At 36.8% G+C, this 20,289-nt stretch carries 28 protein-coding genes and 1 pseudogene; 5 read left to right on the top strand and 24 right to left on the bottom strand.

The features are described from left to right. Positions 1-13 precede the first annotated feature (13 nt). From MKY49_RS12090 to MKY49_RS12100, 3 genes are read right to left on the bottom strand one after another with little or no spacing between them, the layout of a single operon-like run. Positions 14-1,069 (bottom strand): major capsid protein, encoded by a 1,056-nt coding sequence (locus MKY49_RS12090; protein ID WP_341386345.1) that lies wholly within the window; start codon positions 1,067-1,069, stop codon positions 14-16. Between the two features lie 16 nt (positions 1,070-1,085). Next, positions 1,086-1,400: a hypothetical protein gene (locus MKY49_RS12095; RefSeq protein WP_341386346.1), complete on the bottom strand. Its 315-nt coding sequence runs from the start codon at positions 1,398-1,400 to the stop codon at positions 1,086-1,088. 18 nt (positions 1,401-1,418) lie between these two features. Further along, complete coding sequence (locus MKY49_RS12100; RefSeq protein WP_341386347.1) at positions 1,419-2,009, bottom strand: phage scaffolding protein; 591 nt, start codon at positions 2,007-2,009, stop codon at positions 1,419-1,421. Positions 2,010-2,180: 171 nt separating this feature from the next. Here MKY49_RS12100 and MKY49_RS12105 point away from each other — a divergent pair, with 171 nt between their 5' ends. Further along, positions 2,181-2,471, top strand: a complete 291-nt coding sequence (locus tag MKY49_RS12105) for a hypothetical protein (RefSeq protein ID WP_341386348.1) — start codon at positions 2,181-2,183, stop codon at positions 2,469-2,471. A 44-nt stretch (positions 2,472-2,515) separates the two neighbouring features. Here MKY49_RS12105 and MKY49_RS12110 read toward each other — a convergent pair whose 3' ends face one another. The 9 genes from MKY49_RS12110 to MKY49_RS12150 all read right to left on the bottom strand — a co-directional run bounded on the left by MKY49_RS12110 (position 2,516) and on the right by MKY49_RS12150 (position 10,612). Then, entirely contained in the window at positions 2,516-3,544 is a 1,029-nt protein-coding gene (locus tag MKY49_RS12110) for a minor capsid protein (RefSeq protein ID WP_341386349.1), read from the bottom strand. After that, a complete protein-coding gene (locus tag MKY49_RS12115) occupies positions 3,531-5,036 on the bottom strand; it encodes a phage portal protein (protein ID WP_341386350.1) in 1,506 nt (501 codons plus the stop codon). The genes MKY49_RS12110 and MKY49_RS12115 overlap by 14 nt, the downstream gene beginning before the upstream one ends. A 14-nt stretch (positions 5,037-5,050) precedes the next feature. Beyond that, positions 5,051-6,358 (bottom strand): PBSX family phage terminase large subunit, encoded by a 1,308-nt coding sequence (locus MKY49_RS12120; RefSeq protein WP_341386351.1) that lies wholly within the window; start codon positions 6,356-6,358, stop codon positions 5,051-5,053. After that, positions 6,358-6,801 carry a terminase small subunit gene (locus MKY49_RS12125; protein ID WP_445928404.1) on the bottom strand — a complete coding sequence of 148 codons (444 nt, stop codon included), beginning with the start codon at positions 6,799-6,801 and terminating at the stop codon, positions 6,358-6,360. The genes MKY49_RS12120 and MKY49_RS12125 overlap by 1 nt, the downstream gene beginning before the upstream one ends. A 66-nt stretch (positions 6,802-6,867) precedes the next feature. Then, complete coding sequence (locus MKY49_RS12130; protein ID WP_341386353.1) at positions 6,868-7,278, bottom strand: hypothetical protein; 411 nt, start codon at positions 7,276-7,278, stop codon at positions 6,868-6,870. A gap of 158 nt (positions 7,279-7,436) precedes the next feature. Further along, the gene (locus tag MKY49_RS12135) at positions 7,437-8,135 is read right to left on the bottom strand and encodes a hypothetical protein (RefSeq protein WP_341386354.1); all 699 of its coding nucleotides are present in this window, start codon (positions 8,133-8,135) and stop codon (positions 7,437-7,439) included. A 525-nt stretch (positions 8,136-8,660) separates the two neighbouring features. Continuing rightward, entirely contained in the window at positions 8,661-8,936 is a 276-nt protein-coding gene (locus tag MKY49_RS12140) for a hypothetical protein (protein ID WP_066037346.1), read from the bottom strand. Between the two features lie 286 nt (positions 8,937-9,222). Then, on the bottom strand, positions 9,223-9,426 hold the full coding sequence (locus MKY49_RS12145) for an Acb2/Tad1 domain-containing protein (RefSeq protein ID WP_341386931.1): 204 nt from the start codon (positions 9,424-9,426) through the stop codon (positions 9,223-9,225). Positions 9,427-10,090: 664 nt separating this feature from the next. Next, positions 10,091-10,612: a GrpB family protein gene (locus tag MKY49_RS12150; RefSeq protein WP_341386355.1), complete on the bottom strand. Its 522-nt coding sequence runs from the start codon at positions 10,610-10,612 to the stop codon at positions 10,091-10,093. Positions 10,613-11,127: 515 nt separating this feature from the next. Between MKY49_RS12150 and speD the strand changes: the two genes are divergently transcribed. Beyond that, positions 11,128-12,633, top strand: coding sequence for an adenosylmethionine decarboxylase (speD, locus tag MKY49_RS12155; RefSeq protein WP_341386356.1), 1,506 nt, complete (start codon positions 11,128-11,130; stop codon positions 12,631-12,633). 142 nt (positions 12,634-12,775) lie between these two features. On the opposite strand, the gene MKY49_RS12160 is transcribed toward speD, so the two are convergent. Continuing rightward, positions 12,776-13,156, bottom strand: coding sequence for a hypothetical protein (locus MKY49_RS12160; protein WP_333880735.1), 381 nt, complete (start codon positions 13,154-13,156; stop codon positions 12,776-12,778). Between the two features lie 160 nt (positions 13,157-13,316). Further along, positions 13,317-13,751, bottom strand: coding sequence for a LuxR C-terminal-related transcriptional regulator (locus tag MKY49_RS12165; protein ID WP_341386357.1), 435 nt, complete (start codon positions 13,749-13,751; stop codon positions 13,317-13,319). Positions 13,752-13,975: 224 nt separating this feature from the next. On the opposite strand from MKY49_RS12165, the gene MKY49_RS12170 reads away from it, so the two are divergent. The 3 genes from MKY49_RS12170 to MKY49_RS12180 all read left to right on the top strand — a co-directional run bounded on the left by MKY49_RS12170 (position 13,976) and on the right by MKY49_RS12180 (position 15,095). Next, positions 13,976-14,233: a hypothetical protein gene (locus tag MKY49_RS12170; RefSeq protein ID WP_341386358.1), complete on the top strand. Its 258-nt coding sequence runs from the start codon at positions 13,976-13,978 to the stop codon at positions 14,231-14,233. 95 nt (positions 14,234-14,328) lie between these two features. After that, entirely contained in the window at positions 14,329-14,565 is a 237-nt protein-coding gene (locus tag MKY49_RS12175) for a hypothetical protein (protein WP_341386359.1), read from the top strand. A 119-nt stretch (positions 14,566-14,684) separates the two neighbouring features. Continuing rightward, positions 14,685-15,095 (top strand): DUF3888 domain-containing protein, encoded by a 411-nt coding sequence (locus MKY49_RS12180; protein ID WP_341386360.1) that lies wholly within the window; start codon positions 14,685-14,687, stop codon positions 15,093-15,095. Positions 15,096-15,265: 170 nt separating this feature from the next. Here the strand turns inward: MKY49_RS12180 and MKY49_RS12185 are convergent, their stop codons facing one another. The 10 genes and pseudogenes from MKY49_RS12185 to MKY49_RS12220 all read right to left on the bottom strand — a co-directional run bounded on the left by MKY49_RS12185 (position 15,266) and on the right by MKY49_RS12220 (position 20,235). Beyond that, entirely contained in the window at positions 15,266-16,009 is a 744-nt protein-coding gene (locus MKY49_RS12185) for a hypothetical protein (protein WP_341386361.1), read from the bottom strand. Between the two features lie 2 nt (positions 16,010-16,011). Beyond that, positions 16,012-16,557, bottom strand: coding sequence for a Holliday junction resolvase RecU (locus tag MKY49_RS12190; RefSeq protein WP_341386362.1), 546 nt, complete (start codon positions 16,555-16,557; stop codon positions 16,012-16,014). Beyond that, the gene (locus MKY49_RS23020) at positions 16,547-16,735 is read right to left on the bottom strand and encodes a DUF6011 domain-containing protein (protein ID WP_312130982.1); all 189 of its coding nucleotides are present in this window, start codon (positions 16,733-16,735) and stop codon (positions 16,547-16,549) included. Before MKY49_RS23020 ends, MKY49_RS12190 begins: the two co-directional genes overlap by 11 nt. Before the next feature lie 12 nt (positions 16,736-16,747). Next, positions 16,748-17,332: a single-stranded DNA-binding protein gene (ssb, locus tag MKY49_RS12195; RefSeq protein ID WP_341386363.1), complete on the bottom strand. Its 585-nt coding sequence runs from the start codon at positions 17,330-17,332 to the stop codon at positions 16,748-16,750. After that, positions 17,329-17,478 (bottom strand): annotated as a pseudogene (locus MKY49_RS23025) (DUF6877 family protein); the annotation flags it as partial. The pseudogene MKY49_RS23025 and the gene ssb, both read right to left, overlap by 4 nt. Before the next feature lie 135 nt (positions 17,479-17,613). Continuing rightward, positions 17,614-18,735 (bottom strand): DNA replication protein DnaD, encoded by a 1,122-nt coding sequence (locus MKY49_RS12200; protein ID WP_341386364.1) that lies wholly within the window; start codon positions 18,733-18,735, stop codon positions 17,614-17,616. A gap of 14 nt (positions 18,736-18,749) precedes the next feature. Further along, positions 18,750-18,929 carry a hypothetical protein gene (locus MKY49_RS12205; protein ID WP_341386365.1) on the bottom strand — a complete coding sequence of 60 codons (180 nt, stop codon included), beginning with the start codon at positions 18,927-18,929 and terminating at the stop codon, positions 18,750-18,752. Then, positions 18,926-19,645, bottom strand: a complete 720-nt coding sequence (locus MKY49_RS12210) for an ERF family protein (protein ID WP_341386366.1) — start codon at positions 19,643-19,645, stop codon at positions 18,926-18,928. The genes MKY49_RS12205 and MKY49_RS12210 overlap by 4 nt, the downstream gene beginning before the upstream one ends. Before the next feature lie 103 nt (positions 19,646-19,748). Further along, positions 19,749-19,907, bottom strand: coding sequence for a hypothetical protein (locus MKY49_RS12215; RefSeq protein ID WP_341386367.1), 159 nt, complete (start codon positions 19,905-19,907; stop codon positions 19,749-19,751). A gap of 193 nt (positions 19,908-20,100) precedes the next feature. Then, positions 20,101-20,235: a hypothetical protein gene (locus tag MKY49_RS12220; protein WP_341386368.1), complete on the bottom strand. Its 135-nt coding sequence runs from the start codon at positions 20,233-20,235 to the stop codon at positions 20,101-20,103. Between the last annotated feature and the right edge of the window lie 54 nt (positions 20,236-20,289).

Consider the following 20,289-nt stretch of genomic DNA (forward strand, 5'->3'; position numbering starts at 1 on the left):
TCAAATAGCCTCCTTATGCAATTGGTTGCGCTTGGAATACATTTTGCGCTTCTGGGAAAGAAGGGATTGCTGTAGCTGCTGCTTTTGCCCATGTTGAAACAGGATCTTTTCCTTCTTCATACACCATACCGATTACCTTTCCGATGGAAGTCATTTCAACATCAGAACCACCACGAATAAGGCGTGACTCTTCTGGTGTTGGACCGTATAACGATTCACCAAGTGCTCCATCACCAAACATAACGAATTTATTGTCTGGGAAGTAACTCTTCGTTGTATATGTTCCATCAGCGTTTTGCTCACGATATTTGGTATTAGAAGTTGATTCATATACAGCAATAGTAGGTAATCCCTGTTGTGCAAAGAAGGCGTTTAAATCTGTTAAATTCGCCACACGAGCAGAACCAGCGCCGTATAGGTAACCGATAATCTTCGGATTGCGTAAAATAAGAGCTGCAATTTTTTTGGAGGTTAACGCACGTGTTGGCGTAATATCTAACGCATCAGACCATCGTTCTAAATCTCCAAGAATATCCTCTGTACCTGTTCCCCATTGGTCAGTTCCAGCAAGTGCCTCTTTATGATCTGCTGGTACTCCATATCCAACCGTAAGAGTCTTAGGTGTACCATCTGCTGTATTCAAAGCTAATTTCAATTCACCTGTACTAAGTGCTTGCATACGCATTAATTCAACGCTAGCACGAACATCATTTGCTGCTTTGTCGATTAAATTAAATACTCGTTGCATTAAATATTGTTGCTCCTGTGCTGTTCGTGGGAATTGTAATGCAATTAGATCCTTTTCGGTAATCTGATATTTCTTCTTGATATAAGCTGCCTCTAACACCTGTTTAGCAGCATCTAACGAGCCAATTTCTGCCTCTGTATCAAATGAATGCACCTTTGCGATGACAGGTAATTCGTTAGCCCCTACAAGATACTCAAATTCAAGCGTGTTATGCTTCGTTTCTGGGAAAAGCGCTTCACCAATACCGTAAGATTGGTACTTTCGCTCTTTCATATAATCTAATACAGTTTTTTGATTAAATAACTCTAAAACATCTGGCATATTGATTTCCCTCCAATTATCGGAATTTAATTTCTTTTAGTGCTGTTTTCGCTGCTGCATCTGGTGCAGTAGGTAGACGATCTTCTAAAATGTAAGCTTCAACAATCAATGAACCTGGTTGTGGTCCATTTGTTACATCAGTATCGGTGTACAAGATGCCCTCTGCAGTAGCGTCATTCACCGGTAAGATGGTACCTGCCTTTACGATTTTCTTTCCATTCGCATCAGCTGCTACACCCACATCACTCACTAAATACGTAAATGCTTGTACCTTAGATGATGCTAAAAAGTTTACTCGTTGGAATTTTTCAATTGGTTTTACATACGGCATATATAGCCCTCCTTTTATTTAGTCCCAAGGGTTGTTGTTTGTATCACTCGACCCTTTTTCATTAGCCATTTTTGCGAAGTTAGATCCCACATCACTTGCACCTGCACCATTGTCAGCACCACCAGCAGGAACCCAACCTTTGAATGTCGGTTGTTGCTTTTCTGGCACAAATAAAAAGGACTTTGATTCTTGCAACATTTTTCGTTGCTCATCAAGTCCTTTTGTGATATTTCCCTTTTCATCAAGCTCAATCTGTTCTTTGTCAATAAGGCTGACAACTAAATCAACATCATGTACTTTACCTGTAAATTCTAATTTCAATGCAGTAGTTAAACGCTCGTTTTTCAACTGCTGTTCGTACTGTTCTGTCGCTTGTTTATGGGATTCTTGTAGTTTTGTGATTTCAGCCTGTAACTCCTCATTGCCTTTTGCCTTGTCTTGCAAATCCTTTAACTGTGTTTCATGATTTTTCACTTGATCTTCAAGTGTTTTCTTCGCCTTGTTGACCTCGTCAAAGCGTTCTTTAGGAATCATTGTTCCGTATTTACCAACAACAGCATCAGCCTGTTCCTCACTTAATCCCATAGCAATTAAATCTTCTTTTTTCATCTAAGTAGCCTCCTAATTCGTTTTTTACAGGTAACGACCTGTTAGGTATTAAATACTTGTTCTTTAACGTCTGCAAGTGCTAAAAAGACGAAACTATAAAATATAACATATCCACCAAATATTTAATTATCACTCTCCCTCCTTTATAATAATTTCAAGGAGGTGATAGTTATGTTTGAAGTAGAAGTTGAAATCTCTTTTTCTAATGGAGAAAAGATAACAATAGGTAAAGATACTTTAATTTTTCCAATTAGGTTAACAGAACATAATGGAGAAAGATTTTGCTCAAAAGTTGCTCCAATAGTATTGGATGATTACTTTCATATCCATGATGGATACATTCCAGAACTAACAACAACTTTTGCATTAAATGACTTCTTTACAATAAATGACGAAGATTCGTATGATACAAAGGTATATAAAACTAGTTCTATAGTTTCTATGAGACAGTACGAAAAATAGTTTTAAATGATTTGGCAGTTATACAGAATAGTAGACTGCCTTTTTTATGCCACAAACCTTTCTTCCCACTCAGGATATTTAATTTTTGAATCAATGTAATACACCTTACCATCACGATCACGAGCAATACGTTGACTGTAATCATCTTCAAAGTATGGTGCTGTAGTTGTTCGACAATTCGGATGAAACGGATTAGCAGTCACCCCAGGCATGAAGTCAGCTAGTTTGAACACCTTACCGTCCATTGACTGACAGATGCTGCTTGTACGACTGTCTAATGTAGCGATAATCTCATACTTTTCAACATCAAGCTCACTGAATGCATCCTTTTGAGCAGAAGCACTAAAAAACGCTGATTCGGTTAAAACAAGCCGAGTAGCGTTAGAACGTGAGGTATTCATTTTTCTAGCTATCGTACTAATCATACGGTCAGGAGCTTCACCGCGAGCCATTGATTGTATTAGTTCAGTATGCAATGTATCTAGCAAGAGGTTACGATCACGCCATATCTTTTGACTAAATGTTTGACCATCAGCAGTCCATGGTTTACTGATTATTTTAGTTAGCTTCGTTTCGTCTAGCGCTTGAAGTGTGAAACCAATTTCAAAAGCTTTTTGTACCTCAAATGCTGTGTGATAGTACTGCTTCTGATATGCAGCTTTCATCAATCGCTCAAAGCCCTCAATTTGCTCACCATACAGTTTTTCTACATGTTGCTGTAATTGTAACTGTAAACTCTCTAAACGGCTTATATGAACACGAGAAGAGGCATTTTCAAGTTGTTTCATCCACTTTTGATTAACAGCGTTCTTTTTGCCATATTCGATGTATTCCTCTACTGTCCACCTGAACTCTCGCAGTTCATCAGTTTTAAGTAACTGTTTAGCTTCATCAAGACTGATTTCGTTGTTTTCAGCAAAGCGTTGATACCATCGAGCTATATCCTTCTCAATTTCTTGCATGGTTCTGATATAGGCTCTTTCAAGATCTCTGTAGTATGCCTCACTTTTCTCATGCTGTGCTTGCTCCAACATCTCGAAACGTCCGCGCCAGTAATCTCTACTCTTGGCCATTATCATCACCAGACTTTGCATTCATTGCTTTAAAATGGTCATCAAAGCCGTCAAACTCATTCAAACGTTCCTGACGCTCCTTCTTATTTCGCTGCATCTCTTGTTGAACATCTTTCACATATGGATGTTGTGCAATCTTTGTTTCTTCAGACAAGTAAGGTGATTTATTTAATACATCAACAACTTCCATCTCATTAATAAGAATGTCACGGTTAAAAATGATATTTACACTTTCACCTTCAAAATCACCTTGACCTGAGTTAGCTAAATGCACATTGATAAACCATAGCAATTCCTCAAATGAAGCCTGAAACTCTGTTTCAATACCATCTGCATCGAGATCAATCTCGCTGTACATCGCTCTAATATTTAACTGATTTGGGTTATTTGCCATACGTTCGTCTTTAGCGTCATAACCACGCCCATTTTCAATAAGAGCCTTTTTAAATAGCGATAAGATAGATTTGTAGTTGTCTGCGTTGACTTCAATTGTTAGTGTTTCAACGCCACCCTTTGCCCCATCCGCTGATCTTACTTTAACGGTGCCGTATATAGATAAATTACGTCTAAACTCACCTAAGTCCTGCCCATCATAGTTATGGAGAACGAGAATTGTATTTCTGGCGTCCTCCTGCATGTTGTTTTCAAAGTCACTTAACATGACGTTAATGCCGTCTTGTAGTGATTTCACACGCTTGATAAGAGGGATTTCCTTGTTATTGAATTTAAACGGAATTAATGGTGTTCGCTGCCAGTTCATAGCTAATTCATTTTCACCATCACGTATAGTTATATAAGAGGTTTGGGATCTTGTTACATCCTTTACAAGATGTCCAGCGAACCACTGATAATGTTCCACGCCATTGGCACTATAAACTTCTGCTTTCTCCACTACAACTTCTCTATCACCCTCGTACTCTTTTACAGCATATAAGCGAATTGCGAAGTCTAGAATTGTTTGTTCTGAATCCTTCCAGAACGGTATGATTTCATATGGAGGAAAACGTTTGATAGCAAACTTACCATTTTCATCATAATACGGATAAAGCCAGCCAAGCCCACCATTCAATGCATCCTGTCCAACACTTTTTAACGTGCGGTGGAAACGTTTATTGAAAATGTCCTGTAATTTTTTTAGATACTCTTCGCTTTTAGTTTCAATTGTTATTGGTTTACCTAGTTGATAGTTAACCTTTTGATCTACAAGTTTGGCATACTGGTTATCTAGTATCTTGTTATTTGGGAGGTTTCTATTTACCTCTAGCCTTCCACCTTTACCAATGACCCATCGTTCACGTTTTAATATGTCTTGTTCACCTTCATAATAAGCCTCGCCTATCAGTATCCACTTACGTTTCTCCGACTTTTTAAACTTATTGATTTCGTTTTCAAGCCATTTGATATCTGTTATGACATTGTTTGCACCAGCTGTTATGTTTTCATTGATGACGTCTGTGTCTGTAACAGCACCTTGGTACGGAAAAAAACTCATGTTCTCACCTCTTTCTAATCAAAACTGTATGTGCTGCCACGCATATCTTCTTCGAACGCATAGCGTGTGGCATCGATAGTGTGGTTATCCTTATCCTCTAAACGAGCAAGAGGATTACCGTCTTTATCAGTCTGGTAGTCAATATTTTCGAACTCTCGTGCTACGTCTGGTGTACGTAGAGGATCGATGCAAATGAAGTCTAAATCATCTAGCCATTCCTCACCATATTCAACACTATCAGGACCCTTTTTAACACCATAAATACGTGGTACACCTTGTTCATCACGTAATTCAGCTATTGACTTTGGTTCGGCTGAATCAGCTGCTATACGGTCAGATTGATAACCTTTGGCTTTCAATTTCTCTGCTAACTTTCGGTTACTGATTTTCACACCATAGATTTCATCAATAGCGTAGATACCATTCTTCTTTTTGTCGTAATGCCATCGAACAAATGCCAGTGGATCAGTCGCATAACCGAAGTCGACTCCATTGCGGATATTGTCAAAGGATTTAACCATTTCATCAGTGATTGAGCCTTTTTTAATTTGTAAGTTATCAAATGGCACAACACCACTGCCTATTGCTTCACCAAGGTATTCCCAACGGTATTTTAATGGCTTATTTTTCTTTACATTTTCTGCTTCTTCTATAAACTTTTTCGAAAGAAAAGGATTACCTAAATAAGTCGAATGATGTACGTAAGTATTGGCATCAATCATCGAACTCTCATATTTCTTATTCACCCACGATTGCTTACGTTTCGGTGGATTGTAGGAATAATAAAAAGAGTAGTCAAAAGGGTACGCTTGCTGTCTGTCAGCTTGCGAGAATATCTTCCCTTCCAACTCCTCACGTAGGATCGAGTTTTCAATTGTAGTTACTTCATCTTCTGACTTAAACTCTGCTAATTCCTCGAACCATACGATGGCTAATGGGAAATCAGCATCTTTGATAGATTTAATTTTCTCTGGATCATCGGCACCAGCAAAATAAATCTTGTTTCCTCTGCCTAAGTGAGTGATCTCTAGTTTCGAATCTACAAAACGGAATTGATCACGTACTCCCATTATATTTGCGGCAGCTTTAAAGTTAGCGTACACGGACTTTAAGATGGTGTTCTGCACTTTCCTGATGCCAAGTGCTGACACCGGATATTCCATGATGTCTAACAGGATACGCATAGGAATGTGAAACGATTTTCCAGAACCACGACCACCCTTTAGTACATACCGTAAATGTTCCTTTGCTCTAGATGCTCGCCAAAACGGTTTGAACTGCTCTGTAATGATACTAGCTAAGCTGATACGTTGTTCTGCCATTACACATCATCCACAATAACCACTTTAGTTTCACCATTCGTTTCCACCTTATCAACCCACATTCGATAACGCTTACCAAGTAATTCAGCAGCCTTAATTCGCTCGGCAGTAGTTGGAGGCATATCTTCGTCAATTGTTTGAGCACCTTCTCCGATGCCACGTAAAGTTGCTGAAGTTGTTTCGCCCCTTGCAATAGCAGTTAGTAGCTCTAATATTTCTTGCTGATCTGCTACCTTTCGGGACTTCAACTCCTCCATACGGTCGTCTATATAAGATTTAACGCTAACATTTGTTAACATGCGACTTCCTGCTGCCCTCGCTGTCGCTTCTTTCTTCACATTCGGATATGCCTTTAAATAAGCTTCTGTGGCATTTCCTAATTCGATATAGTAATCAGCAAAAGCTTGTTGCTTCACTGTTAACTTAGGTTCAATCAATGGCATCACCCCATTACGCTAGTTGCTTTGTAAAATAAAAAGCATTCGTCTATAAAAACGAATGCTTAAAAATCATTTGAAGCTATCTATAAACAAATGTTTTAACAATAAATCAATACTCTCTTCTGTCACATCTTCAGGAGAAGAATCGCCATATTGAATTTTTCCACCATTTTTACTTAGAAGAAATTTGACTGATAACTCTTCTTCCTGAGTTTCTACATTCCTTTTCGAAATACGTAAAGTATCAATATTTCGTCCTGGAAGTTCAAATTCAGTGAAGATTACTATCTCAATATTCCCTACACGAACTATTGAATAATCTTCAATGTTGTATAAATTATCGTCAATTCGATTTAGTGGTAACAAAACTTCCTCAAATTTCTCAATTAAATATTTTTTTGCCAGAATAAAATTAGACATAGAATTTTTTAAACTATAGTCTTTTGCCGATTCATATAAAAAGCTTTTCCAATTTTCCATAACCTCACCTCCCAATCTATCATAGAACATAATTGATATACAAAACCTCAATAATTTTTTGCTCTCAAAAGTAAGTACCGTTGCCCTATCTGTTAAAGGTGATACTGCTCGTTACTTACTTTTGAGGGGAAAAGAAAAACACCCCTGAAGGATGAGTTTCATCTCCTTTTGTCCACCATGTGTAGTTGTAATCTTAAACCATATTTAGCTATAAAATTCTTAAGTTCAGTGTATTTAATTTCATTATCATCATAAAAGTCAACTGTTAATATATCTTTTATTAAATTATAAGAAATACCTCTCACATTAAATTCATTATTAAAATCTTTAATAAACGTAGGTATCTCATTTTGATATTTTATAGGGGCAAATATTTTTAAAGTGTTTTTCATTCCATTAGACATCTCTTTGATATAGTAATCTTCTAAATCTTGATTAATTGAGTTAAACTTTTCATTAATTTTTGAATTAATTTCATCTATTACTTGAGGATTTACTTGAGACTCTACATTATTAATAATCTTTTTGATTTCTTCTTTTAATTGATCTTCAACTGGTTCAGTTACAGTTCTAGGATCCAATCTATCGATTTTACTATCCATCCCTTCTATTTTACCAGTAATAGCATTAAGTAATATTGAAGTTTCTTTTGAGATAGCACGACTATCCCTGTCTTGTTTCAAAGCAATATATATCGCGATAATTGCTAAGGCTATTGAAATAGAACTTGATATAAATGAAAACAAATTAATTACTTCTAAATTATCACTTAACCTAAAGGTTACAACACCATAAATACTAGCTAATAAAATAAATGTAAGCCAAAACCAATCTCGATTACTCCAATTTTTAAACATTTGTACAACCTCCCACTCAATAATAATCTGTGAGATAACAAATTGGAACAATTTTCTACAAATTCCACTCTCAAAACCACACCAAACTCTGCCCTCTCAACTCGTAGCGTTTTGGCTGTTTGATGCAGTTTTCAAAGCAAAATAAAAACACCTCGATAAGAGATGCTTTAAGGGGGCAAGTCGTCAGTAGCTTCTTCAAATCTTAATACAACACCCTCATTTTTCACTTTTTCTAGTTCTTCAATATAGTCTTTTTTACGTTCATCGAGTCTGGAATCTAGGGAGTCTTGATAGGCTGGAAATAGATTGTAATCTACTGGTTTATCACCTCAAATTATCAAATTTTTACTCATTATAGAATATATTGATATTTTCTGACAATTCTTTTAGATACATTTGATTATTAGGGCTGACAAGACAAATAAACTTTTTTCTTATAAAAAAATCTAAACATACCTCATTACCTATGTATAGTAAAAAACGGATAAAGAAAAAGCCTCATCACATTGATGCAGGCTTGATTTCTTAAACTAGACAAACAATATCAGTAGCATCTCCTAAATATAATTCTTTAGGTAGCCCATATTCTTCCGAGTCATTGCATAGAAAAATACTTCCGTTAGTCTCTTTAAAAACTATTTGCTCCCAATACCAATTGTCTTTCCCTGTAAACTGCAGGACTTGTTGAATTTTTGATTGTAACATTTTATCAGCAAAATCTGGTGGTATATTATATTTTTCCTTCAAATGACTAATGGCACTTTCACTAAAATACGCTTTTTCTGGTTTTAAAAGCTGCATGTAATCACCTCTCTTTTACTTTATGATAAAGCGAAAGGTATTTCTTGCATAATAAAAGCCTCTCTTGTAACGTTTGGCTCTTATTTCTTTTTCTCAACGGACTCACAAATTGCAATTACAGCAATGGCAATCCATATTGACGATAGAGCATAAACATCACGCTCATACCCTAGTAATAGAGAAAGTACATAATTGAACATGTTTCCTATTACATATAGTCATAACAATCTTTTTGCCATTAATACACCACCTCTATAAGTAAAAGCAAAAGCCCTGTGAAGGGCTCTTAATTACGTGCAATTGAAGCGTTTGCCCACATAACAGCAGTTTCAAGATTAGTCATAGCTACTGACTTCTCACGGCTGTTTGGACACTCTGCATCGATTAAATAAGCAAACTCTTTCGCCTTTTCACGAATAGCCTCATACTTCTGTGGTTGCCCCTCTTTTGGTGCATGGTGCATAAAGTTGTTTTCGATTTGTGGATTCACTGGACGAGGCTTAAAACCACCATTTGCTAAACACTCTGGACAAAATTCTGTTTCTGCTTGGTTATTGCATTCAGTTGAAAAGCATTTGTTTTTGTTACCCATTAATTACATCCTTCCTTTTCTTTAACATAAGAAAAAGCCTCCATCCGAAGATGAAAGCTTTGATATTGTGGTAAATTGTCGAGTGCTCTTTTCCGACTCGTGGTAGAGCGACACCACGTTGTTTTGTAATGAATTGTGTTCTATTTTTATAGTGCATTTCCGTGCACTTTGTTGATGTAGTAAGTTTGACTGAAATTATGGAAAGTGGACGAAGATCACATGATAACACTCCTTCAGTTTTATTAGCCTTTTATATTAATTAAGATACCTAATCTCTTAAAAAAATATGGGCCGGCCATGTATGTCGTGCTCCGAACAAGTTTGCTCAGCGCAGGTCGGTCGTCGGTCTGTCTTTCCCTAATATTTAGGATTTTATAAATACCAAGAGAGGAAAACCTTACCGCGCCGACCTACCTCCGAGTTTACATCATATTTTTTCTATCACAAAACATGCTACATGTTTTACATTTGTTCCTTTTGTTACATCTGTTCCTTTTGTTCCTCAATCGCGCCCGATTGTTGAAGATTGTTTTCCAACTAAAGCCCTCTTTAGTGAAAAAAATCATTTCTGTTCATTTTCCTCTTTAGCCTTTTGTAATACATTCTGGATAAATGGAGCTTTATTTGTTGTATAGGAAGCTCTATCAAAACGAAACTTTTCTGCCAAATTAATCTTTAATTTTTGATATTCTTTTAGAACATCAGGATTCACTCTTAAATAATTTCTGAACAAAATTTGATTGTTCCAATGTTCTCCATGATATTGATAAAAATGTATATGATGAGTCCCAGATCCCCATTGTTCCTTTCTAAAGAAACTCCTTTGAGGAAATTCTTTATGATATACAAATTCATACCCAATTTGTTTTAAAGGCTCAATGAATTCACTCACAATTTCTAAATCATTTACTCCAATAGCGATATCTAAAATTGGTTTTGCACATAAACCTTCAACAGATGTACTTCCTATATGTTCAATTGATATATATTTGTCAGTTAATATTTCCTTTAGTTTTTCTTTTTCTTCATCAAATTGTTTGGACCAATTCGGGTTGTAATCTTCGATTGTTATTTCCTTTTTCATACTATGTCTCTCCAACTATTATTTCTAATGTTCAATAGAATTTCTCTTATATTTCAAGTGTACTCTTTAAAAATCTTGAATGCACTATATAAATATGTGTTTATTTACTCCACAATCTGGTCTTTAAATGTAAAAAAGACCCTTTCCTTTTTCAAGGAAAGCGCCCGATTGTTGAAAATCGTTATTAAAGTAAAGCACCCATTAGTTTAATAAGGGATAGCGAAAAATATAACTTGCGAAATTACTATGTCTATTTTATAGTTGAAGTACTATTTTATTAAAGGGTGAACTTTTTGTTACTGTAGAATTCTAATCTAAATCAACGTTATAGCTTAATTTTGTTGAACAAAACCACCTTATATGGGTGTTATTTGTTGTGCAAAAAAAAAAGCAAGATTAGAATTAGTAGGCTAGTATAAACCTTTAGCGCGACTAATTTTAGTCGCGCTTTTTCTATTCGTTGATTTAGACAATTTTAATTTTTTACTTATTAAAATTGAGAGGACGAATCTACAATGCAAAAACTATTACAACAAATTACAGCTGATATGCAGCTTGAAGAACATTATCATACATTAGAGAAAGCTCTACTTGCTTTATATTTCCATAATAATTGTACAACTAAATCTTTAGCTTATATGACAGCCTTACCAATACCTATCGTTTCAGCTATGAAAAAAGAATTTGCCAAACAAGGTTGGGGTAAACATAGCTTAACGAAAAAAGGCCAGCTAGCCGTTATGCAATATTTCCAACTCTCAGGTGCCGATGCCGAACTCTACCTACAATTAACGACAGATGATACAGTTCGAATAGAATGGATTTCACAAAATATAAGCGAATTAACCACTATTTATGAGGCTAGACCTTCAGCTGACGTGGCAATTGATCAAGCAAAATGTACAATTGAGACAGCCTTAAAACGTGCATTGCTCGCACTAGACTATACGATGCTACTCAATAAGCATATTTTGTGTTTAGGCGATGATGATTTCATCAGTATTGCATTAGCATTTTTAATAAAGAAAATCGCTCCACACTCTGCAACTAAAATTGTTGTATTAGATATTGATAGACGAGTTTTAAATACTATTAGCAAAATAGCTAAAGACTATGAGCTTCCGATTACAACAGATTATTATAACGTTCAGGAGCCTTTGCCCGAAACATATGCTGACCAGTTTGATTGCGTATATACAGATACACCGTATACCTTGATTGGCGCACAGCTCTTTTTATCACGTGCAATTAATGCACTAAAGCCAGAAGCAATGCGGCATGTGTTTTTTTCCTATGCCAAACGTAGCTATCAAAAGCAGTTGGAGCTACAGCAAAGCTTATATGCAATGGGCTTCGTGATTAATAATATTCATTACGACCTAAACAACTATGAAGGTGCGCAGATTTTAGGTGCTACAAGTCAGTTATTCGTATTACAAACTACAGAGCAAATGAATCCATATATTCCTAATCAGCGTAAATTTACGCGACCAATTTACACAGGAGAGGTTAAGAAGAAATCTGTTGTTTATCAGTGTAATCATTGTAAGAACTCACTTACAGTAGGCACTGGCAACGAATACACTACGATTACACAGCTTCAATCCAGTGGTTGTCCGAATTGCAAAAATAACAAGTTTTCACAAATTAAGAGAACAGTAAAAAAATCACAATCCCAGCACGCATTAGGGCATCATATTTTATTAGAGTTACATGATTGCAATGATGCATTGCTCAATGACGTACAACACATTAAAAAGATTATGTGTCAAGCTGCCCATAAAGCAAAAGCAACAATTGTGACCGAACATTTCCATCATTTTTCACCTTACGGGGTTAGCGGTGTTGTCATTATCCAAGAATCACATTTAACGATTCATACGTGGCCAGAGTACGGCTATGCGGCAATAGATGTTTTCACTTGTAACAGTAAATTAGCGCTACAAGAGGCTGTACAATATATTACTGATCAATTTAATGCAGGAAATACCACACAACATTATGTACATCGAGGTAAATAGATTACCCCCCAATTAGCATATGTATTGTTGCTTTTTTTGACAAAGTAAATGGCTTGATTCACTAAAAGAATCAAGCCATTTTAATTTATTTCAGTATTAAAATCTTCAACCAAAAGCCATCATTAGTTGCACAAGGATATACTTATTCTTCTTCAACTTTAAGATTTTTATAAAAGCTATCAACTATTGGATAAATATCAGGCTCTGTATAATAGTAAAAATCAGTTACTTCATTTTCCGTAAATATAAAAGTCATTTGTTCACCTTCATAAAGGGTAATAGCATAAAGGAATCCAGCTCTATCTTCTTGATTTTCTTCAGGTATAAATTGTACATCCTTGATTTCACTCAAAAATTCACTAATTACTTTTTTATCTGTTATGATTTTTGAATAACCTGTACTTCCATCTTGTACTTGAATTTTAGTGACATCTTCAAGGTTATTTTTATAAAATTCAGTCAATGTTTTCGTTTCTAATCCGCAGCCTGTTAAAAGAACAATAAATAAAAATAAAGTTAACATTAATTTTTGAGTTTACATTTCAACATCTCCATATCAAAATGGTTATATTTTTAAATTATAACATTCTCAAACCATCGTTTGGTACTTGTCAAAAAAAATGATATTCAACAATCTTGGCCCGATTGTGGAATAAATGTTTTAAAAAGAAGCAGCCTTTCGGCTACTTCAACATCTGACTCAATATATTATTTCTAACCCTAAATATTGTCGTACTGGATAATTTCATGTGCTTACCAATCGCTCTCATACTATCACCATCTAGCAGTCTATGAAGAACTTCAATCTCTCTATCCCCATGCACTAACGGAATTCGGTTCTGCACCTCTGCAATCTTTTGCTCATATTCCTTAATTCGATAATTTAACGAATATACACGACGTTGCACTTCTGTATACACTGGATCACTTGTACCACCACTAGCCTTCGGTAATGTCGCTTCAATGCCATACATAGCTGTTTTAGCTCCAATGTAGCTGTTATTATCCATCTTCGCTACTGGCTGTCGTGCTTCCTCAATGGTTTCAACCATCCATCGATAATTCTCAATCCACTGAAGTAAATTCTCTTTCGTAACTGTTGTTTGCCCTTTTAACATACGTTTGCCCTCCTAAGTTGTGGTATAATTACTTATCTGACTAACCTAGAAGGGCATAAACAAATTCAAGCTGTAGCTTCTGAGACGCTGCGGCTTTTTCAAAAAAGGAATGATGATGTGAACCAATTAATTCTATATGTCAGCTACAAACCAAGCTTGTAGGGAGTGCCGATACTTCCCTTGACCGCCCTGCAAGCTTGGGTTTCTCAAGGGAGCTGATATTGATGAAAAACCGTTCTAAAGCCTATATTCGCCATCAGAGAGAGCGAATTATCAGAAAGAAATGGTCAATTTTAAAAGATGTAATGTTACGTGAAAGTGAGTTCATGCCTGTACGTGGTACATTAAACAAAGGAAAAATTCATTGCTCTTGTAGAATGTGCCGATACGAGCAGTATCACTCAATTCCAAAAGCCAAACATAAAGCTAAATTAAAAGCTATGAAACAGGAAATAGACGATTATGTCTGTTTCCTTTTTTAGTATTTCCTTATATCCCTTTTAGTTTGCTTTACCAGTTACGACACTGTAGCTTTTTTGTGTTACAATTTACAAAAAATACATAACGAGGTAATTCAATGGACATATTTACAGATATATCGAGTGGCGGCAGTCTGTTGTTTTTTATACCACCACTGATCTTACTGCCAGTTGTTATGATAGGATGTGCAGTGATTTATAAAATCCTATTGGGCAGTATATTGCCAAATAAAGTTTACAACTTTTTGCTTGGCCCAATTGCCCTTCTTGGATTCTTTATTTGGGCTATCCCAATGAACATGGGATTTTATGAGTTTTTTAGAGCGATATTATAATCGCTCTATTTTCATTTAATCCTCTTATTGTGAAGTAAACTACTGTTGAAGCTACATACTTTTAAAGGGATTGTTAATAATAAATTTATAAAATATTTTTAAAGAGGTGTATTTTATAAATGAAAAAGGGTTTATCTGCTTTAATAATATCAATTACTCTTGTTTTATTTTTCCTTCCAAAGACAGGAATTGGGATAAATGAACCCACTCAAGACTCTAACGCACTTAGAATGCAGGATATGCTCATGCTTACTCCTTATATTGAAAAAGATTTGTCTAACTATTATTATCCAAAGATTTTAAATGATTTTTCACCTCAGGTTATTCCATGGAAAATTGAAGTTATCGAAACTAGAAGAGTAAATGATTTTCGTGGCTTTATATTGCAAATTACATTTGAAATTGAACCTACAGGCATTCAGTATAATCCCGTAGGCAAGGATCGAATGACCTATGAAATATCTTATGGACCTGAAGTTAAATTGATAAATCACACTCACCTAAAGACTTATAAATATCCACCAGAATAGTCAATTCTGTCAATTTAATAAATCTCTCCTGGATGAATTATTGGCGGACATAGAAATTTGTTTTTTTTCATTCTTCAACCTCCTGAACAATATCTTTCTACTATTCCCAATTTCACTCCCTTTGATTTAGCTTTCCTAAGTATGTTTGTTTTCATATGTCTATCCCATTTTCAAAACAAACTCAACTGCTCATATTTTTGCTTCTTGACAGGTACTTTCACTGTTTCAGATATTTCGCACTCAATTGTTGCCGTTTGGTTCACCATTTCCTGCTTATTTTTCACCATAACCGCTTCTAGTACGGTTCTCGATCCAACTTTTCTAATAGCCTGTAGTTCCTCTCCTACTAAAAGCACGCTACCTATGACCATCCTATCTATGGGCTCATTTCTTTGAATTGATATACAACCATAAAAATTCTCTATCACTGTTGCTTGCACACCATTTTCATAATGTTTACGTTTAATAATCGATGCGTCTATAATTTCTACAATGTCACCCACCTCAAATATGGTAGCTGTGTCTTTTGCTGATTCTTCATGATTTACAATACGCTCAAAACATTCTGTACGTTTATATGCGCCGATTGGAGGACCATCTGGACGATGCTTAAAAAACACACTGTAGTAACCATCTGCTCTTGGCTCCGTAATGATGTATTCTTCGTCAATTTGATAAAAATGTGAGGGTGGCTTTACTACACGAGCCAAATATTTATTAAGTACTCGTGCTGGTGCATCAATAGCAACATCCACTAGCTCAAAGTGATTCTCTTGGTAGGCCCCAAAGTGAGACCCAGGTCTAGGGAAGCGGCTAGCACAATATGCATGACCGCCATGTGGGAAAAGATAGTACACTTCACCTTTTGTAAGATTAATAGAGCCGCCGTTATCAATACATTTTCCCTGTAACACCCTCACCACCTACTTTCGATAAATGGCAGCAAGTAGTGCAAAGTATAGCCGTCCATCGATATGGCTTCGCTTGCATGTTCCACAAATGTTTCAAGTGGAATCGATTTACGCCCACCATTTTTAGCTGTCTGCCAAGCTGCTTGAAGCGGTGGAAATGGTAAACGATAGTATTTATCTAACTCGCTGAAATACACAAGCAAAAAGGTGATAGCGCCTTTTTCGTACCAGGAGCGGAGCAATTCGTATTGATGATCATGTAAGTTTTGGAGCGGAAAACTTTTGCCCTTCGTTTCCTTTGCATCAAATACCACTGCTGTTCCATTACAGACACCTGCATAGTCCACCCATTCAGGCTTTTCCTTCCGTCCTTCTACTTGGGAGCCTTTATCTTTTGTAATTTGTACAGGCGTTGGAATTTTACGAATGTCAGCTAATCCCGCATTACGATATTTTGTGTTGGCCATATCAATGACACGTTCTAAAAACTTGCCACGGTTAGCATGTGTTACTGATTTCGCACGCTGCTTAGTTGATTGATTATAAAACATTCTGCGCCCTCATTTCTTCATGATTTTCTGCCTCTAGCACGTCAAAAATGGTGAGCTGGTTCTTCAAAAACTCTTGCTCAAGATCATTCAAGTGCCGCTTCCAGCAAGTAACCCCATACTGTCTTACAATGGATTCTCCATTTTTTAAGGGTCTGTTGCATCTTTTACAACGCCTCATCCTATCAGCCTCCTAAAATGGCAAATCATCATCAGACACTTCTATCGGTCCTCGACTATTCGCAAATGGGTCCTCATCTACTCTTGTATAGCTAGATTGATTCATAGGCGGCTGATTTTGCTGATAAGCACCTTGCCCTGGCATAGGACCAGCGAATTGTTGCTGTGATTGCCCGCCGGCATAGTTTGGCTGGTTGTTGCCGTAAGCTTGTCCGCCATATTGAGGTTGTTGCTGTTGTGATGAATATGAATTAGGCTGCTGTTGACCACTAGCTTGACTACGTGACTCTAAAAATTGGATACTGTCCGCTACAACCGTTGTGGTATACACTCTTTGTCCATTCTGATCCTCGTAACTATGTGTTTGAATACGTCCCTCTAAACCAATCAGTGCCCCTTTGCGCTGATAGTTTGCTAGATTTTCAGCTGCTTTACGCCATGCTTGGCAGTTAATAAAATCTGCATCACGCTCACCATTTTGATTGGCAAATGTACGGTTAATGGCTACTGTGAAGCGGCAAGATGCAATCCCGTTCGGTGTGTAACGTAACTCAGGATCTTTTGTAAGACGGCCAACTAATACAACACGATTAATCATTTGTTTGAATCCTCCCTTTTTTTGGCGATACCAGCATGCACATTGTTTTCTAAATATCTAAGTTGTTGCATTGCATAATGGGGGCAGTTGCTGTCACTTAACCGCTTCTGTACGTCTTGTAGGACTGGAAGCGGGAACTGATACTCACTGACAAGCTGTTAATACGCTTCGCTACTTCATCATGTGTCACTGCCCGTACCAGTGCTTGGTCAGTGCCATTAGTAAAAGTACCTTTTGCCTGAGCAACCTTGGCGAAATGGTCACGCATTTTCATATGCTCTTCATGTCTGCTCAAATTTTTCTTCCACCTTCCCTAACGTTGCTAAGATTTTTTGTCGTTCTGCTTCAAAGTAAGCTTTCTGTTCTTCCGACGGCTCCGCCTCTACATCCGTAATAAGTTTTGATGATTCGATGATTTCTCCATTTTGTGGTTTTTCAAGTTGCCGCTCTTTAAACCATTGTGGAACAATCTCTCTCCGCACCCGTTGATATTGCGGAGGAATACTTCCGTTAGCTTTCTCCCTTTCCCCTTTGATTTGAAGGATTAATGTGGTTGCTTTTTCACGTAGTTTTTTGGTTGAAAGAATATTTGATTGCCAGAAGCTGTTGTTTTGTGACCAGTCAATTAAGTATTCAATTTGTTGAGCAGTCCGTTGATCTCGTTCCATCATGAGACGAATATGATCAGCCCAGCTATTCAAATTTGGCTTTTTAAAATTGGCATCGTTAGCAAGAATTCTTTCATAAAGCCTACTTGCTAATTGATATTCAACAGAAGATTCGTCGTAAACCCGTTTGCGACTAGTATTCTTTTTAGTAATCTCTGTATTTGTAATCTCTGTAGTAATCTCTGTATACGTATTACCCTCAGGGGCAATAGGTATTTCCCGTTTGGGTAATACCCTGTTGCCCATATCGGTAACACCCTCTTTCCCATTTGGGCAATACCCTGTTACCTTTTTGGGTAACACCCTATTACCTAAAAAGGTAATACCCTCTAAAAGTCCTATGTTCAAATCGATAAATAATACATTGGATAAATTTGTTCCATTGGATGTGATTGTCCGAAAATCACGAGTAATTAAACCAAGTTGCTCCAAACGATCCATGGCTTCTCTGACTTGTTTTTTGCTAAAGCCAAATTGTTCAACAAAGCTATCATAAGAACGTTGTAGCGCATCCGCTTTAAACTTCTTTTTTATGCCCAGTAAACGCCCTGATGCCTCTTCTTTCACATGTGTAGGGCGATACCAATAAACAATTTCACTGAGCAATGTGATAGCAATTAAATCAGGCTTACCTGTGCTTAATCGGATGCTTTCATACCAAGTATGTGGGATGACATTCCCTTCTAAATGCATCTGTCCAATCGCATCTACTGTTGTATTTCCTGTTGTAAACATTTGGTTTGCCCTCCTTATAAAAATCCATCTGTTCGCTTACAAATGGCAAAACTGCCTTTGATTTCTATCAACTTGTAATCAGGGTAGCTCTGCCATATGTACCGGCGTACAAGGCGATATAATTCCTTTTCATCGTCTGCCGCCTGTTCAAAAATCCAATGTGGTAACAACACTCTGTGCGGTACAGAATTCATTGAAGCACTTGCATCTTGATAGCGCGTAAATATTGAATTAAGCTATCTGCTTCTTTCATTGTTAATAAATCTGAATTCTTATCAGGGATTTTGCATCTCTGCATAGCACCGTTATAAACTGTGTTAGGATCGGAACCATATGCTGTGGCAACTTCACTCAACAATTTTGCTATTTCATTGAACTGTTCCTGAGTCCTTAAACCTGTGTGATTTGATTGATTTTTTTGCTGCTGTGGCTGACCAATGTTACTTGGTTGTTTTGGAGGAGCCTGATTCATATATTGATAATCGTTTCCGCTCGCTCCATTTGCATCATCATCCTTCTCGGTAGCCAGCCCTAACATAGCTGACAAGCTATAGCGCTTCATATAAGTAATCTGACCACCGAAATCTTGCATGCTGTTGGCTGCTGGAAATTTTAGTGGATAAGATTTCACATACTCTCCTGATTCATGCAGGAATATGGTTTCTACACAAGCCATTGTTAAATTGCCTTCAACGGTTGTATAGCTATTCTGAATAATGGATAAATGATTTTGAACAAATATAGGTCTGACAGCATCCAAAATGCCATTGAGATCAGTGTATTCAAACGTATATGAGCCACCATTTTTGGTGCGAACATTTACTTTTGCATTATGTTTTGGTGTTTGAATAGTAGCCCATGCTTTAGCTAATGCTGCCGAAATATTTACATTACTCTCGGAAAAAAGCATATTCTTCCTCCTAGCTAGTTGATTTATTGAAGTCTTGGGCGTAAAATACAAAGTAACTATCATTTCGAATAATTTTTTAGACCACTGTTTGCGGCAGTGGTCTTTACTTTGTATAGGAATGAGAATAAAGAGTGGAACGTTCTGCAAATTTCAATGTCACAACTTCTCCATCTTTAGCGACTCCTTCAAGGCCTGTGTTCTTGACTTGTAAAAATCGAATTTCTTTCTGATCTGATAAACGCTTGAAGTAAACAATACGCATTTCAATCACCTACTTTCTGATGGTATCCCATCAAGCAGCCTATAACTGCAAAGCAATCCGTCAAGGGGAGGAACGGGTTATAGACTGCTTGACGAGAGCGAGTATCGTACTCGCAATCATCTAGTTTTGTGATATAATTATCGAGACTAATTTAGTTCTGCTGTTTAATCGCTCCAACGATTAAGCAGCTTTTTTATTGCCAGTAAGCAATAATGATTGGTACACCAATAGCAATTATGACAATTCCGCATATCACACAGAACTCCTTATGTTTTTGATCACGGCCGTCATCTGGCATATACAAATAGTTCACTAACCATTTCACCATGCTGACCACCACTTCCCAACAGACACTAAGCGTTCTTGCAATGACAAATTACTC

Source organism: Lysinibacillus sp. FSL M8-0134, from assembly GCF_038069745.1.
Classification (GTDB): Bacteria; Bacillota; Bacilli; order Bacillales_A; family Planococcaceae; genus Lysinibacillus; species Lysinibacillus irui.